Genomic DNA, 16,157 nt, shown 5'->3' with positions numbered 1-16,157 from the left:
CGAAAATAATCAGGATTCCCATCAAATTCATGACGAATGATAATTGAATTCTGTAGTTTTTAATTCGTAATTATTGAGTAAAAACTCAATAAATCTTTTTATAATAAAAAAATATTCGGTTTTTAGTGCAGTTTCAGACATAATTAGTAAAAAAAATATAAATGAAATAAAGCTGCCTGAGCGTAATGACACCAACGTGTTTGGATATTTATTGTAATATTCAAATGATTACATAAACTATTTCCGTATAATTTATATGATATAATTTTAGTATAAATAAAGTACATGTGTACACCTGGGGAGGACAACATGGGAAATGACCAATTGAAGAAAACGATTGGCTTTTGGGTTGGAACATCTATTGTAGTTGGTACAGTTATCGGTTCTGGTATTTTCATGAGACCTGGTGACGTGCTTGAGTTAAGCGGTAATTCAACCATGGCCTTGTTAGCTTGGCTGATAGGCGGTCTGATTACCCTTGCAAGTGGGTTGACGATTGCGGAAGTGAGTACACGGATTCCTAAAACTGGCGGCTTATATGTCTATATGGAAGAAGTGTACGGAAAAGCATGGGGATTCCTATGCGGCTGGGTTCAGACATTGGTATACGGACCTGCAGTCATGGGCGCACTCAGCTTATACTTCGGGATATTAGTTGCAGGAATATTTAAGATCGCTCCAGGCTACACTTTGGCGATAGGGATTTTTACGATCGTATTTATAGCAGGCATGAATCTTCTGGGGACAAAATACGGCGGTATCATCCAAACCTTATCGACCGTTGCTAAATTGATCCCAATCATTTTCATAGCGGTGTTCGGTATCGCACAAGGTGATATGCCTGTATTCAATATGAATAGTGAAAGTTCAATGAAAATCAGTATGGCCGGTGCGATTTTGGCTACGCTTTGGGCGTATGATGGCTGGATGAATGTCGGCTTCATGGCAGGGGAAATGAAAAACCCACAGAAAACATTGCCGCGGGCAATCATAACGGGATTAGTCGTGGTCATGGTCGCTTACTTGGCTGTGAACCTTGCCATGCTTCATGTATTGGGGGCAGAGGGAGTCATTGCGCATGGTACGAATGCAGCGAATGTTGCAGCAACGCTTTTATTCGGTGAATTGGGCGGGAAATTGATATCGATCGGAATAGCAATTTCAATCTTCGGTTGCTTGAACGGAAAGCTTTTGACCTTTCCGCGCATTACCTTGGCGATGGCGACTGATAAAATGATACCAGGCCATAAACAAATCGGAAAAATATCGCCCAAGTTTAAAACGCCTATAAATGCGACGGTATTGCAAGTGATCATTGCAATCATCATGATGGTTGCAACAGACCCTGACAAACTTACCAATATGGCTGTTTTCTCTGTCTTCTGTTTTTATGGATTAGCCTTCTTTGCGGTCTTCATCTTACGCAGAAAAGATCCGGATGCAAAAACGTATAAAGTGCCGTTTTACCCATTCATCCCCATCGTGGCGATTGCTGGTGCAATATATATTGTTTTAAGCACATTAATCCAAACACCTTTAAATGCCCTGTACTCAGTGATCATCCTCATTATCGGTATGCCAGTGTACTGGCTCCTGAAGAAAAGTGAGCGGGATGGTAAACGTTCAAATTAATGAAAAAACCTTCACTGCATGCAGTGAAGGTTTTTTTTATAAGTTGCTGGAATGAAATTTTCCCGTTGGACAAAAGTGACGAAATAGACAACTCGGGAAGTTCGTATTAACATAGGGGGAAAGTTAAATAGTGAAGGGTCTGAACAAAAGTGAATTATATCGAGCCTGCTGGTAAATCATTCAGGAAAACAATCTTGGCTTTATTTCTTGGTAGCTTTGTAACGTTTGCGGATCTGTATAGTACCCAACCGGTCATTCCGGTTTTCGCAAAGCAATTCGGAGTCTCTCCTGCAATGGCAAGCCTTACATTATCTTTCGCAACAGGAACGCTTGCACTCTGTTTATTGCTTGTTTCTTTTTTCTCAGAAAATATCGATAGGAAAAAAATAATGGGGACGGCGCTCACTCTGTCTGCATTGTTATCCATATGTGTCAGCTTCATACAGGATGATCTATACATCCTGATTGCAATACGGGCGATTCAAGGAGCGGTGCTTGCAGGTTTCCCGGCCATTGCGATGGCCTATATCAATGAAGAGTTTCATCCGAAAAGCCTTGGCTATGTGATGGGAATCTATGTGAGCGGTTCGAGTATCGGCGGATTGGCTGGCAGGCTGATTGTCGGGGTGCTGACAGACCATTTCTCATGGAACATAGCGATTGGAAGCCTTGGGGCTTTAAGTTTGATCATCAGTCTGGCTTTTTGGTGGATGCTTCCGCCTTCGCAGCATGCCGTCCGCGCAGGAGTCTCATTGTCGAGAATCAAAACCTCCCTTATCAATAACTTAAGGAATAGCCGACTAGTACTCTTATTCGGCATGGCCTTCCTATTAATGGGCTCGTTCGTTACCGTTTATAACTTTGTGGGTATACCTTTAATGGGACCGCCATATCATTTATCACAAACATTGATTGGCTTCATTTTCATAATCTATCTTGTGGGGACATTTAGTTCTACATGGATGGGAAAGCTCGCCGATCAATATACTCGAAGGATTGTACTTCTTACCGGAATCGCTATCATGCTGATGGGCGCCCTTTTAACCTTATTGGATCCGCTATTGCTGAAAATAATGGGGCTTGCACTGTTTACATTTGGCTTTTTTGGAGCTCATTCAATTGCGAGCAGCTGGGTCGGAAGCTTGGCTGATAAGAGTGAAAAGGCACAAGCATCCGCTTTATATCTCCTGTTTTACTATGCGGGATCAAGTATAGTGGGGGCATCAGGCGGTTTATTCCTGATGAAGTTCGGCTGGGGAGGGGTCATCTCGGCTGTGTCGATCCTGATCATCCTTGCTGCCGCTTGTGTGATGATGGTTGAAAAGAAAATCGTTAAATAAAATGATCTTTTCTATCATGTTTTTCCGGAATGCTGAATATAATCTAGTGAAAATGGATATTGAATAATAGATTGATAAGAGAAGAGGGTAATAGATAGAGTGAATCGAAAAGCAGTAATTCTCATTGGGTTAATAGCCGTTTTAATTATATTATTCGTTGTATACTTAACAAGTCCGGGCAGATTGGAAAAGGTGGAGATTGTTGAAAAATACTATCCTCATTTCTCCGATGGCAAGGCAGTCGGTTTTAAGACGAACGAAGTCATTGATGTTACGGAAACCGAAGAGGGATCCAATTGCGCAATGAAATTCAGCAATGGGAAAACATTGGAAATTGATTGTGACCGTTATTTAACATACAAAATTGATGAAACAGTCTATATTACCACTGAAGGAAACCATGTGAAGGAAATCAGGAGAAAAAGGTAGTGGCTTTTCAATAGTTAATGACGGGAGAGCTGAGTTTGCTTAATAAACAAACTCAGCACTTTTATTTTATCCAATGAAAAAACCCAGACCATTTTGGACTGGGTTTTTTCATTTTTTATCTTTGCTTTTACTTTTATCCTTTTTATTACGCCGAAGTACATCCAAGACTCTGCGGCTGTTATTTTTACTGTTTATGAGTTCGACTAAATCGCTCATGTTTTCAGATTCGAAGTCCTGTTGATCTTTTTTCATGATAATCCCTCCAAGTCATATATCATAATACCCTTATAAAGAAAAGGGTAAACGTCTATTATCATATTGGTAATAGAAGGATTTTATATCCTTAACCATTCATTATTTGATAAAATGTGATAAAAGCCCTGTATGGGAGGTCTACATGGAAGAATTAAGAATGATCGGTGAAAAAATTGAAAAATTTAAATATATCTTAGTGGAGCATATCGAGTTGTTTGAAGAAGAGGAACCGCTCTATGATTTTGAAACCAGTAAAGAGGTACGGTCAAAGCTTATTCAAATTCATGCAGATGCCTTGATTCATGGAAAGGCACAAGCAATGGAAAGTATGAAAATAACGGGTATGGAAATAGGTAAGCGCATCGTGGATATGGGCATTCCTTTAGATAAGAATATTGAGGAAGCACAGCTTGTGCGGAACCTCTTCTGGAGTTTCATTGAAGAAGAGGTGAGCAATCGCTATTACTCCATTGAAATTCTGTTAAAGGCAAGCTCGATAATTGATGCAATCCTGGACCAGTTCATACACTGTGTAAGTATCAGTTACGTGAATCATTATAAAAAAATGGCGAAAATGGCAAACGATTCTTTGCAGAAGATAAAAGAAAACCAAGAAGTCATGGAAGAATTGTCCACCCCGATCGTTCAGACCGTATTAAAGGATGTGCTGCTCTTACCGTTGATCGGACGCATTGACGATTGGAGAATGGAGTCGATGCAATCGACGGTGCTGCAAAAATGTGCAGATCTGCATTCGGAAGTATTGATCATGGATTTCTCGGGAATTACCTTTACGAAGGAAGGCAATATGCTCTCCCTGCTGGATCAATTAGTGGGGGCACTGGCGTTGATGGGAACGGAGACGATGTTTGTCGGTTTTACCCCTGATGTCGTGAAAGAGATCGTCAAACTTGATTTCGCAAATCAGGTAAAAGCCTTTCTATCGTTCAGGCAGGCCTTGGAATATCTGTTTAATCAAAGAGGGCTGGCACTTCAGCCAGTATGATGGAGGTATCCTTTTTTTAGGGTATCTTTTTTTCTATGTCAGGCTAACATTCCTGCAGCTCCCATATTTAATCGCCCATCGATATTTCTACATGTTATAGTGAAGTGACGTGGACGGACATGTTGTTTTTGATTTAAATTAAATAGGACATGTAAAGCGTTGTAAGGAAGGTGGTTGAAGAGTGTTTTTCAAGAAAAATGAAGAACCAGAACATTACGAAAAATGGTATTGTGTAGGAATCATGACGGATAATGGGCTGGAGGATGAAGAATATGATGTTTTGTCCAAACGGATCCTCGACTCGGTCCAAAATGTCTCGGTCATATCGGACTTGGTAAGGGTGGAATGGGATCGGGATAAATTGCGAGCCTTGAATGAACGTTTTGGGGACCCTTCATTTTCCGACCCATGTTTTATCATTAATGAATTCATACCAGAGGATATAAAAAAAGAAAGAAAACTTTTGGAGAAAACTCATAAATGGAAGAGAATCTTCGGTCTCCTCTCCCCGATTGAATACATGGAAGCGGAGACGAAGGCGGCCCATGACTTTGATAAAGCTCTCTTTTATACAGACGATGCAGATAAAGTGATTGAATACATTATTGCAAATAGCTAGCATTCCCTGCCACATCGATACATTGTATCGGTGTTTTTGCATTTGATTTAATGTTTATCGGAGCAATTTCGCGGTAGTAAATCGACCTTGTACGGTAACGATTTGACCTTTCGCGGTAGTAATCCGACGTTGAGCGGAATAATTCCGACCTTGTACGAGTATAATCCGTCCTTAAGCGGTAATAATTCGACCTTGCACGTTAATAATTCGACCTTGCGCAGGAAAAATCCGTCCTTGAACCTTTCCAACCTTACTGAAATAAAAAGAGAGAATGTAAGCATGTTGGTAGGAAAGATGGGTGGAAACGCGGAATATCTTAAATAGAAAGAAAGAGAGTTTTATGGGGAGAGAGAGGGAGATGAATCGATGGAAGTTGCCGTACCTCAGCAAAAGCCAAAACGGAAGTGGAGAAAGCGGGTGCTATGGAGTTTTGGAATCGTGATTATACTTTTGCTGTCTGTCTTGATTGCTGCAAATGTATTTCTTTCAAGATCCTTGCCGGAAACGAAGGGGGAAATATCGCTTCCAGGTCTTTTGAAACCGGTTACGGTCGTGAGGGATTCAAGTGGGGTCCCGCATATCAACGCAGCGAATGAACATGATTTGTATTTAGCCCAAGGGTATATCCAAGCACAGGATCGTTTATTTCAAATGGATTTAAGCAGGCGTCAGGCTTCAGGAAGATTGAGTGAAGTGATTGGTGAGAAAACCGTCAAAAACGATAAGTATTTCCGTACACTTGGGTTGAGGCGGGCGGCTGAAGCCTCTTATGCAGCATATACAAGTGAAGGGAAAGAAGCCTTGGATGTGTTTGCCGAGGGGGTAAATCTTTATATCAATGAATTGAAGGAGAATGGGAAATGGCCGGCGGAGTTCACTCTGCTTGGATACGAACCAGAGCCGTGGACACCCGTCGATTCGCTGACCATCGGTAAATATATGGCCTTTGATTTAGGCGGGAACTGGGAAGATCAGGCGTTTAGGCAGTATTTGCTGCAAACGTTCCCAAAGGAAAAAGCATATGATTTATTTCCTGATTATCCAAAGAACGCTCCATATATCATCAGTAAGGAAGAACTGGATATTGAAAAAAGTTTTGCAGGGGCCGTTATTCCTTATGAATTCAACGGCAGCAATAACTGGGTAGTTTCAGGCAAGAAAACGGATTCCGGTCAGCCGTTATTGGCCGATGATCCCCATCTGGGATTAGCTACACCGTCCGTGTGGTATCAAATGCATTTGGAGGCCCCGTCGGTCAATGTGAGCGGTGTTATTTTTGCCGGGATTCCGGGAATCATCCTTGGTCATAACGAAAAGGTGGCTTGGGGTGTGACCAATACCGGTCCGGATGTACAGGATCTGTATATTGAGAGGAGAAACCCGGAAAACGAGAAAGAATTCTCCTACAAAGGTAAATGGGAAAAAGCTGAAATCTTGGACGAACCCATCAAGGTGAAGGATGGTAAAACACTCGACTATAAAGTGACGGTTACCCGCCATGGACCGGTTGTCTCAGAGTTTGCCGGGAAAAGCGGAAAAGATACCGTGCTTGCATTAAGGTGGACGGCACTTGATCCATCTGCCGAGCTTGAAGCGGTACTGAATATGAATAAAGCGGGAAGCTGGAAAGAATTCGAAAAGGCACTCTTGCAATTCGAAACGCCGGCCCAGAATTTCGTCTTTGCCTCAGTCGACGGTACCATTGCCTATAAGGCGAATGGGAAAATCCCAATCAGGAAAAAAGGCGATAGTATGCTGCCTGTACCTGGCTGGACGGATGAATTTGAGTGGAAAGGCTATATTCCCTTTGATGAACTTCCAAAAACGGTGAATCCGGAAGAGGGATTCATTTCGACAGCGAATAATAAGGTCATCTCAGACGATTATCCTTACCACATCAGCAATAACTGGGCACAGCCGTACCGTCAGATGAGGATACAGGAGTTTTTAAAAGCCAATAAAAAGCTTACGGCCGAGGATATGCAAAGCCTGCAGATGGATACAGTGAATTTGCAAGCTAAGGAGTTTGTTCCTCAATTCGTGGATGTATTGAAAGGTCCATGGGGGAAACAGGAAGACCAGGCACTGACGATTCTGGAAAAATGGAATCATATTGATTCCGTTGACGAAGCCGCACCTATGATTTTTAATGTCTGGATGAGAAAAATAGGTGATGTACTGCTTAAGGAAGAAATACCGGAGGAAACCCTCAACCTCTTTAATGGGAGGCGTTCGGCCGTCGATGAACTACTAAGGCGGGCACTGGACGGTAAGCCGGGCCCTTGGATTGAAGAGGCAGGCGGACTTGAGCAGGTGCTTGCCAAGTCGCTGCAGGAGACCTTAACGGAACTGGAAGAATTACAAGGGGATGATATAGCTGATTGGGAATGGGGAGACTATCATCAGGTCAGGTTTAACCACCCGCTATCGAGTGTCGCCCCATTAAATTATTTATTTAACAGCGGCGGCGGAATGCCGGTAGGCGGCAGCAGTGTCACCGTACAGGCGGCGGCATTTTTAGATGATGGAACCGTTAATCATGGCGGCTCCTGGAGATTTGTCATCGACCTAGCCGACATGAATCAAGGATATCACCTCGTTGGCCCGGGTCAATCAGGTAACGTGAAAAGTGAGTGGTACCATGATCAGCTTGAAGATTGGGCAGAAGGTACTTATCATAAAACCACTTTAGATGACCCAATAGGTGACACGCTGACATTGAAACCATCATACTGATATTCAGAAAAAAAGTACCAAGTCCAGCATCCTTGCTCTGGACTTGGTACTTTTTCATTGTTTTTGCTTAGTAAGGAATTCTGCAAGGAACTCCTCAAAATTAGGGGCTTCGATTGCTGCGATTTTTTCATATGATTCAATGATCTTGAGTTTAATTTCTTGCTCCAGATCATTCCGGTCTTGATAGTTCGTGTTTTTTAACGATTTTTTTATTTTAGGATTCAAAGAGTCGATTAGATCCATCAATTCTTCTTTTGACAGTTTTTTATCCACAATGGCTTTTCTCCTTTCTAACATATACCTCATCCATATAGTGCTTTCGAAGTTTTTTTAGAGCTTGTTTACGGATGCTTGAGATATTCTGTGGCGACTCATGGAAATAGGCAGCAATTTCCTTGTTGGATAGGCCGTAGGAAAAGATCATGGTGAGCACCAGGTTTTGTTTGGCTGTTAACTTTTTCAAGGCTTTTATCATCTCTTCATCACTTATGTGTGAAGCGAGTTCATTCGTTTCCCCCATCTTTTCAAGTTGAACATCCATAGTGCCGACTCGATCGATCAATCCGCCAGTATCCCTTGGTGCCGCATCAAGTACCATTCGATAGCGTTCCCGCTGTTTCCGTGCCCTTTTATCAAAATCAACAGAGAAAAAGTAAATTAAGGAGCACATGTATTTGTATACTTTAGCCCGGTAATAGAAAATTTTGAAAGTCTCGTTGAGATGGCAAATGTTGTGGGAAGAAGGGGAATCAAGAGTTTCAGTGAAAATCTTTAAATGCTCTGGGTTCTGTAAAAATACTTGAATGATCGGTTGTTCAAAGAAAGATGAGTACTGTTGCTGCAGAAACTCCAATGAATGAGAAAAAAAATGAGAAGTTAATTGGTTCATTGTTATCCCTCCTTTAATTAATAAAGTGATAGACAAGGGGAATAAATCAATTATATACGAACATTCGTTCTTTTTTCCATGAATCAATAGTGCTAGATTGTTTTTTTTAAACAAGTTTCACTTTAGATATCAGATACAAGAAAAGGGGTGAAGAGGATGATGATTGAGGATGCTACTATGTGGGTTTCATTAGTTAGCGAATTTGGCTATCCATTCGTCGTTTCTATGTTTTTGCTCTTCCGCTTCGGTAAACAATTAAAAGAACTGACAACGGACGTAGAGAACTTAAAAAAGTCCGCTCATAAAACGAAAAAACGATAACCTCAGGACTTATGTGCCAGGTGATAAACACCGAATTTCGGATTCTATTCAAAAAAGGGTCCGGAATTCGGGTATAAAGAAATGGGTACTATCTGAAAATCAAGACTTTGCTAAACCCCTCCCTTAAACTCAAATAATAAAAATGATAAACCATTATTTGGAATATAGCACAAAATAGGTAAAAAATAATCGTCATTTGGAATCATTTTACTACTATAATTCATCCGTCAATGGAATTAGATAGGAAATCCTCCCCTCGTACGATTTTAGTTTTATGGATTAAAGTGAAAATACTTTTAAAAAAACAACATTCATCAATAAACTTATAGAAGTATGCGGCATCCGAGTAAAAGGGTGCTGCTTTTCTTATTGTTTGGTAATAAACTGATAATATGGAAAAGGGGTGGAATGAATTGAAGAGTCAACAGCTAGAAGATATTCGGATCCTGCAGCATGAATGTGAACGGGAAGGTTTTACTTTAAAGCTGAACTGGGAAACGCTTCGCAGTCGAAATGGTGTGCATAAGAATGACTTTTTTCACTATGATGGATTGAAGCTTGTTGGTTTTCTTGGTTTATACGATTTTGGGAACAAAGTGGAGATATGCGGGATGGTACATCCTGATTACCGGAGGCAAGGCATTTTTACAAAGCTGCTGGAAGAGGCGATAAGAAGTGCCGTGGAGCGCAACTATAAGTTGATTCTCTTGAACTCACCTGCTCAATCCGATTCAGGGACAGAATTTTTGAAACAGCTCCCATGTGAGTTTGCTTTTTCTGAGTTTCAAATGAAATGGTCCGAAACGGTGCTTGATGATTATGATGATGCAGTCGTTCGCCCTTCACGGAGAGATGATGAGGAAACGGAAATTCAGCTGGATATTCAATGTTTCCAATTTACGGAACAAGAGGCGAAGGATTATTATCAGCGCATCCTATATGAGGATACTCTGAAAACCATGATGATTGAAAAGGGTGGCCTTGCAGTCGGTAAGATCCGTGTTGATCACTCAGGTCGGGAAGCGTGGATTTATGGATTTTCCATTTTGCCAAAATACCAGGGAAAAGGACTTGGCAGAAAGGCATTGAAAAAGATCGTAGCCGAACAATGCCAGCTGGGATATGACATTTTTCTCGAGGTCGAGGCGACTAATGAGCATGCTTTAAGACTCTATGAATCTTGTGGCTTCAAAACGATTCAAAGACAGGAGTATCATCAATACAAAGGCTGAAGGGTATTTGACGACAAATAGTGTTAGGGGGCTGGGATGGATGTTGATCTTATTCAAGTATAACTGGCAGGTGCGAAGTGAGTGGTTCAAGTGGTGCCGTTCCCTACCATGTGAGGAGCTGAAACGGCAGCGCATAGGAGGGATGGGGAATATATTGAAGACACTCGCCCATATTATCGATGTCGAATGCAGCTGGATCAGGGCCATACAAGGGAAGCCTGATGTCGCGATCGATTTGGAAGCTTATGATACGATCGAAAAAGTGGAGGATTTATCCATATGTTATCATTCTGAGGTCATTGACTATTTGAACTCGCATGCAATTGAAGAAGAGAATGAAATGATTCAGCCATCTTGGATGGGGGGAACATACGAAAAAGGCAGGATACTGCGCCATCTCATAGCGCACGAAATCCACCATATAGGCCAGCTGTCCATCTGGTCGAGGGAGATGGGCATCGAACCGGTATCCGCTAGTTTAATAGATCGGGATTTATAGGCTTTAACTTTTAAAACTGGTAATGCAACTTGCTTTGCCAGTTTTTATTTTGCAAGGAATTCGGCAGATTTTTTTAAAAAAGGGGATTATGGAGGGAGGACAAGCAGGGAATCCATATTGGGTATAATGGTCGCTTCACAGGAAAACGCCTTGGACAGTTTTATTCATAATATAAGGAATTTTTCGTCTTAACGCAGTAGGTTATAACATATTAAATAAAAAGGATTAGCGTATTAGCTTAATCCTTTTTATTTATTTGTCATATATATTAATATTTACGCACTCAAACATTTTTTAATTTTGGCTTTTGTGTCGCTGGTTTAATGTATTTAGTTAATAACCAGCGTGAGATTGGTCCAACAATTAGTAACTGTGATGGTAGCGCCACGATAAAGTTTAGACCAACCGTTTTAAGGTAAGCTATGAAAATTGAACCCTCAATCCCTATCATTAAATTAGTTAAAATAAGCCCATATACTGACATAATAAGGACCATTCCAGGGACCATACAAAAGGCAATTGCAATAATAAATTTGATTTCTTTCGACTTATCATAAGGTAGTGATAATGCAAGTTTACGTGCCTTCGGTTCAACTATTGACTCTGCAATAAAAGCGACGATAAATGTCACCGCAAATTGAATCACTGCACTCCCTACTGTAAACGATGAAATGCCGTGTAAAGCTGTGTTGTAAACTGACATAATAAGGACCATACCAAAACACATAAAAAGTCCAAAGATTATGCCTTCCTTTTTATTACTAGGCAAATAAAAACATCCTTTCTTTTAAGCATAAATGTAATTATATATGCCAAGAAATTTTTACATAAGTGACATTTTTATGACTTTTATTGTGAGTTAGGTTAAATTACACTTTTGTTTTGATGAAATCTTGTTAATAGAGACTTTGCAAAAAAACGAATGAGAAAAATTAACGAATTTAATTTGTTTCAATGGTATTGATGATTTATTAGATTCTTCAGTAAGCATTTCATTATCGATTGGGAGTACGCTGGGGTGATTGCCTTGGTCTTATTATTATCAAACGGTTTCACTGAAGTAGAGAGTGTCGAAGAAAGAAGGAACGATCTTGAAATCCATGCGGTGTAAGCAGGCGGGCTCATGTGCATAGGCCAGCCTTTTATATATATATTTGAAGGAAAAACGGTCCATGTTCAGTGGATGAAAATAGATAAAAAGTACCATTTATTCAAAATTAGTAATATTACGGTAAATTTTGGCGTTTATTCGACAAAATCATGATATATTATTCTAGCATTTTACAAAAATAGAAGGGTTGTGAAGTATGTCGTTCAAAATGCATGTTAATAAGATGCTCGCTCCGATTCTTGCTGTCAGTTTGATTACAGCCCCAATTACCGTACCGGGGGAGACATCCGCCAAAGAGTCTAATAAGAAACCGGTCAAGACTGAACCATTTACCATTTCAACTCCTACTGTTAATTACTCAAAAGGCACCAAAGCGACTGTAACGGTCACACCGAAAAAAGGGAACAAAGGAAATGAAACCGTTGTCTTCCAATTAATGAATGGGACGAAGGTCATTTCACAGTCAGCCATTGAGGCGGATATTAAATCGGCCCAAAAGTTCTCTGCGTACTTCAACTCGTACAAATCGGGTTATTGGATCAAAGTATCAGTTGTCTCCAAGTATAACGGCAATACGAGTAACTTCGGCAACAGCCTGGCAGCTTCCGTATCGGATGCACCTTTTGAACTAAGGATCATGGAAACGACAGATATACACACTAATCTGGTGAGCTATGATTATTATAAGGATGCCGTATCGGACTCTGTCGGCTTTTCCCGAACGGCTTCTTTAATTAAACAGGCACGAAAAGAAGTGAAAAATAGCGTTTTAGTGGATAACGGCGACCTTATTCAAGGGACACCGCTAGGTACGTACAAAGCAAAAATAGCCCCACTGAAAAAAGGTGAAGTCCATCCCGTATATAAAGCGATGAACTTGCTTGACTATGATGTGGCCACATTCGGCAATCATGAATTCAATTATGGTTTAGCTTATTTGGACGAGGCCATCAACGATGCGAATTTCCCTTATGTCAATGCCAATGTTTACAAAAAAGATAAAGACAATAATTCAAAGAATGATAAAAATAAATATACACCTTATAAAATCGTCACAAAGAAAGTAAAGGACATCAATGGAAAAGAAAAATCAGTAAAAATAGGCTACATTGGATTTACCCCTCCGCAAATCATGGATTGGGATAAAGCGAACCTTGAAGGTAAGGTCATTACAAAAGAAATCATCACGACTGCAAAAAAATATGTCCCTGAAATGAAGAAAAAGGGCGCGGATGTCATCGTTGCGCTCACGCATTCCGGATTTAATGGCGATACCAAGAATACCGAGGATGTCATCTATTCATTAAGCAAGGTATCCGGCATCGATGCCATCACGTTCTCCCACACGCATAAGGTCTTTCCAGCACAAGATGAGGCATCTTTAGACAGCCTATTCAAAGATAGCCAAGGAAAAGTCCTTAAAGGCGTGGATAATAAAAAGGGTACCATCAATGGTGTAGCAGCCGTTCAAGCAGGATATGGGGGCAGTAATCTCGGCATCATCGATCTTGATATCCAGAATATCAAGGGGAATTGGAAAGTCGTCAATTCCGAATCATCAACACGGGCAATCAACGATAAAATAACAGGAAAAAAAGCAGCTGAAGATGCATCTGTCGTCAAAGCCGTGAAGAAGGATCACGAAGGAACGATCAAGTATGTCAACACGCCAATTGGAACGACTACAGCTCCAATTCATAGTTATTTCGCCCTTGTGCAAGACGATCCTTCCGTACAGGTCGTGACGAGCGCACAGAAATGGTATGTAGAAAAATACATCCAAAGCAACCGGCCTGAATACAAGGACTTGCCGATTCTCTCTGTAGGAGCCCCTTTCAAAGCGGGTCGCAATGGAGTCGAGGAATTCACCGAAATCAAGGAAGGCGGACTGACCATTCGCAGCGCCGGTGATTTATATTTATACGATAATACCTTGAAGGCAATCAAGATCAAAGGGTCAGTTGTTAAAGAGTGGCTAGAAATGTCTGCAGGGAAATATAATACAATCAATCCTGCCAAGTCTGAGGAACAGGAGCTGCTTAATGGAAAGTTTGCCGTCTATAATTTTGATGTGATTGACGGCGTTACGTATCAAATCGATGTCACCAAGGCTCCCCGCTATGATGAAAAAGGGATAAAAGTGTCGGATTCAAGCAGGATTGCAGATTTGAAATATAATGGTGAACCAGTGGACCCGAATCAAGATTTCATCGTCGTGACGAATAATTACCGTGCTTCGGGCGGGGGGAACTTCCCGGGAGTCAAGGGCAGCGAATATGTAGTTGACTCTGCGGATGAAAATCGCCAGATCTTGATGGATTACATCACACAAGAGGGTGAGATCAATCCAACTGCTGATAATAACTGGTCGATTGCCCCGATTTCAGGCAAGGTGGACGTTACTTTCACCTCATCACCAAAAGGTGCGGAATATTTAAATGAAGACAGCCCGATTTCCTATACAGGCAAAAAGGATGATAAAGGCTTTGGCATTTACAGATATAATTTGGGGAAAGAAAACGTTAAGGTGCAACTGCTCGGGATCAATGATCTTCACGGCCAGCTTGATACCACTTCCGATTTTGGCGGTATCAAACAAGGGCGTGCCGATTATTTAGCTGCGCACTTGAAGCAGCGTAAAGCTGAAAACCCTGAAAATACACTTTTACTTTCGGCAGGGGATGCTGTTGGGGCAAGTGCCCCCGTTTCTTCTTTGATCCAGGACAAACCGACTCTTCAGTTTTTGAATAATATGAAATTCGATGTCGGAACTGTCGGGAACCATGAGTTCGACAAAGGGGTAGAAACCCTGATGGCTCAAATCAATGGCGGAAAGTCGCCAACGTCCGATGTTGTATTCGATAAATTGAACTTTCCATATGTAGTTGCCAATGTCGTATATAAAGACACGAAAAAACCGATTTTGGACCCTTACGTCATAAAAAAGGTCGGCGGGGTTGATATTGGGTTCATAGGTGTAGTCACGAATGCCACACCTCAAAAAGTAAGTCCGGATGGCATTAAGAATGTGGAGTTCATAGAACAGGCACCTGCCGTAAATAAGGCGGTTAACGAGTTGAAGGAAAAAGGCGTCAAATCGATTGTGATCATCTCACATGACCCAGGCACTGAAAAGGAAGGGGTCATCACAGGCGAAGTGGCTGATCTTGCCAATAGCGTGGATGATGAAGTAGATGTGATCTTAGCAGGAGATAATCATGCAAAGGTCAACAACTATGTGGATAATAAGTTGATTGTACAAGCTTACTCTTATGGAACGGCTTTTGAAGATGTGGATTTGGAAATCGATCCAAACACAAAGGATATTGTCAAAAAGTCAGCTGAGATTGTCACGGTTACACAAGGTGGCATCACACCGGATGCCGGGACGACGAAATTCATTAACGACTACCTGGGCATGTTCCCCGAGTTGAAAGCCCCGCTTGGGACAACGGATGAGAAAATTTTAAGAACCAATGCCTATACGCAGGAAACGGGTCTTGGGAATTTAATTGCCGATTCGATGAAGGCAGATTTGAATTCCGATTTTGCCTTTATGAATCCAGGCGGAATTCGTGCAGATATTCCAAAGGGGGAAGTCACTTTTTCCGATTTAGCGAAAATCCAGCCATTCGGAAACGTATTGGTTAAGCTGGAACTGACTGGAGCGGAAGTGAAAACGCTGCTTCAACAGCAATGGATCGTTGAAGGATCTCCGAAAACTTTGCAAATTTCTGGACTGAGCTATACAGCCGACTTCAGTAAACCCGTCACGGAACGTGTCACCTTATTGAAGAAAGCGGACGGAACACCTATCAAGGATACCGAAACATACACGGTGGCTGTCAATGATTTCATGGCAAGCGGCGGTGATAACTATACCGTCCTGAAAGGAAAAGAGCGTGTGTTTGGACATGCTGACCTGGAAGCATTCGTTAACTATGTAAAAGAAACGTTTAAAGGCGGGAAGATCATGGCAGAAATTGAAGGAAGAATTACGAATATCAATAATTAATTGAGGTTTACTCGTGAGTTTAGCGGGTTTACTCGTGAAAATTGCACATTTACTCGTGAGTTTTCAACATTTA

At 41.3% G+C, this 16,157-nt stretch carries 14 protein-coding genes; 10 read left to right on the top strand and 4 right to left on the bottom strand.

Annotation, left to right across the window (positions count from 1 at the left end):
* Positions 1-309: 309 nt before the first annotated feature.
* The 3 genes from ABOA58_RS24925 to ABOA58_RS24915 all read left to right on the top strand — a co-directional run bounded on the left by ABOA58_RS24925 (position 310) and on the right by ABOA58_RS24915 (position 3,401).
* Positions 310-1,632, top strand: a complete 1,323-nt coding sequence (locus ABOA58_RS24925; RefSeq protein ID WP_350300430.1) for an APC family permease — start codon at positions 310-312, stop codon at positions 1,630-1,632.
* A gap of 149 nt (positions 1,633-1,781) precedes the next feature.
* Positions 1,782-2,972, top strand: coding sequence for an MFS transporter (locus ABOA58_RS24920; RefSeq protein WP_350300429.1), 1,191 nt, complete (start codon positions 1,782-1,784; stop codon positions 2,970-2,972).
* A 99-nt stretch (positions 2,973-3,071) separates the two neighbouring features.
* Positions 3,072-3,401 (top strand): hypothetical protein, encoded by a 330-nt coding sequence (locus tag ABOA58_RS24915; protein ID WP_101223592.1) that lies wholly within the window; start codon positions 3,072-3,074, stop codon positions 3,399-3,401.
* Positions 3,402-3,509: 108 nt separating this feature from the next.
* Here the strand turns inward: ABOA58_RS24915 and ABOA58_RS24910 are convergent, their stop codons facing one another.
* Entirely contained in the window at positions 3,510-3,653 is a 144-nt protein-coding gene (locus ABOA58_RS24910) for a hypothetical protein (protein WP_350300428.1), read from the bottom strand.
* 145 nt (positions 3,654-3,798) lie between these two features.
* Between ABOA58_RS24910 and ABOA58_RS24905 the strand changes: the two genes are divergently transcribed.
* The 3 genes from ABOA58_RS24905 (at position 3,799) to ABOA58_RS24895 (ending at position 8,017) form a co-directional block, all read left to right on the top strand.
* Positions 3,799-4,662, top strand: a complete 864-nt coding sequence (locus ABOA58_RS24905) for an STAS domain-containing protein (protein WP_350300427.1) — start codon at positions 3,799-3,801, stop codon at positions 4,660-4,662.
* Between the two features lie 181 nt (positions 4,663-4,843).
* Entirely contained in the window at positions 4,844-5,281 is a 438-nt protein-coding gene (locus ABOA58_RS24900) for a hypothetical protein (RefSeq protein ID WP_350300426.1), read from the top strand.
* A gap of 366 nt (positions 5,282-5,647) precedes the next feature.
* Complete coding sequence (locus ABOA58_RS24895) at positions 5,648-8,017, top strand: penicillin acylase family protein (protein ID WP_350300425.1); 2,370 nt, start codon at positions 5,648-5,650, stop codon at positions 8,015-8,017.
* Between the two features lie 54 nt (positions 8,018-8,071).
* Here ABOA58_RS24895 and ABOA58_RS24890 read toward each other — a convergent pair whose 3' ends face one another.
* Both ABOA58_RS24890 and ABOA58_RS24885 read right to left on the bottom strand, forming a co-directional pair.
* The gene (locus ABOA58_RS24890; protein WP_101223589.1) at positions 8,072-8,290 is read right to left on the bottom strand and encodes a hypothetical protein; all 219 of its coding nucleotides are present in this window, start codon (positions 8,288-8,290) and stop codon (positions 8,072-8,074) included.
* Entirely contained in the window at positions 8,283-8,906 is a 624-nt protein-coding gene (locus ABOA58_RS24885) for a sigma-70 family RNA polymerase sigma factor (protein WP_350300424.1), read from the bottom strand. Before ABOA58_RS24885 ends, ABOA58_RS24890 begins: the two co-directional genes overlap by 8 nt.
* 156 nt (positions 8,907-9,062) lie before the next feature.
* Here ABOA58_RS24885 and ABOA58_RS24880 point away from each other — a divergent pair, with 156 nt between their 5' ends.
* The 3 genes from ABOA58_RS24880 (at position 9,063) to ABOA58_RS24870 (ending at position 10,958) form a co-directional block, all read left to right on the top strand.
* Positions 9,063-9,227, top strand: a complete 165-nt coding sequence (locus tag ABOA58_RS24880; protein ID WP_081088496.1) for a YvrJ family protein — start codon at positions 9,063-9,065, stop codon at positions 9,225-9,227.
* A gap of 413 nt (positions 9,228-9,640) precedes the next feature.
* Positions 9,641-10,459, top strand: coding sequence for a GNAT family N-acetyltransferase (locus ABOA58_RS24875; protein ID WP_350300423.1), 819 nt, complete (start codon positions 9,641-9,643; stop codon positions 10,457-10,459).
* A gap of 40 nt (positions 10,460-10,499) precedes the next feature.
* Positions 10,500-10,958 (top strand): DinB family protein, encoded by a 459-nt coding sequence (locus tag ABOA58_RS24870; RefSeq protein WP_350300422.1) that lies wholly within the window; start codon positions 10,500-10,502, stop codon positions 10,956-10,958.
* Positions 10,959-11,241: 283 nt separating this feature from the next.
* On the opposite strand, the gene ABOA58_RS24865 is transcribed toward ABOA58_RS24870, so the two are convergent.
* The gene (locus ABOA58_RS24865; RefSeq protein WP_350300421.1) at positions 11,242-11,727 is read right to left on the bottom strand and encodes a DUF2798 domain-containing protein; all 486 of its coding nucleotides are present in this window, start codon (positions 11,725-11,727) and stop codon (positions 11,242-11,244) included.
* Positions 11,728-12,265: 538 nt separating this feature from the next.
* On the opposite strand from ABOA58_RS24865, the gene ABOA58_RS24860 reads away from it, so the two are divergent.
* Positions 12,266-16,084: a bifunctional 2',3'-cyclic-nucleotide 2'-phosphodiesterase/3'-nucleotidase gene (locus ABOA58_RS24860; protein ID WP_350300420.1), complete on the top strand. Its 3,819-nt coding sequence runs from the start codon at positions 12,266-12,268 to the stop codon at positions 16,082-16,084.
* The last annotated feature ends 73 nt before the right edge of the window (positions 16,085-16,157 follow it).

Origin of the sequence: Peribacillus frigoritolerans, assembly GCF_040250305.1 — a bacterium.
Lineage (GTDB): Bacteria > Bacillota > Bacilli > Bacillales > DSM-1321 > Peribacillus.
The sequence above is the reverse complement of the archived record's forward strand: the minus strand, read 5'-3'. Positions and strand labels throughout refer to the sequence as shown.

What these genes read in the sequence shown, in the direction of transcription:
- ABOA58_RS24925 (WP_350300430.1), top strand. Translation starts at nt 310, where the DNA reads ATGGGAAATGACCAATTGAAGAAAACGATTGGCTTTTGGGTTGGAACA.
- ABOA58_RS24910 (WP_350300428.1), bottom strand. Translation starts at nt 3,653, where the DNA reads ATGAAAAAAGATCAACAGGACTTCGAATCTGAAAACATGAGCGATTTA.
- ABOA58_RS24905 (WP_350300427.1), top strand. Translation starts at nt 3,799, where the DNA reads ATGGAAGAATTAAGAATGATCGGTGAAAAAATTGAAAAATTTAAATAT.
- ABOA58_RS24895 (WP_350300425.1), top strand. Translation starts at nt 5,648, where the DNA reads ATGGAAGTTGCCGTACCTCAGCAAAAGCCAAAACGGAAGTGGAGAAAG.
- ABOA58_RS24885 (WP_350300424.1), bottom strand. Translation starts at nt 8,906, where the DNA reads ATGAACCAATTAACTTCTCATTTTTTTTCTCATTCATTGGAGTTTCTG.
- ABOA58_RS24880 (WP_081088496.1), top strand. Translation starts at nt 9,063, where the DNA reads ATGATGATTGAGGATGCTACTATGTGGGTTTCATTAGTTAGCGAATTT.
- ABOA58_RS24870 (WP_350300422.1), top strand. Translation starts at nt 10,500, where the DNA reads ATGTTGATCTTATTCAAGTATAACTGGCAGGTGCGAAGTGAGTGGTTC.
- ABOA58_RS24860 (WP_350300420.1), top strand. Translation starts at nt 12,266, where the DNA reads ATGTCGTTCAAAATGCATGTTAATAAGATGCTCGCTCCGATTCTTGCT.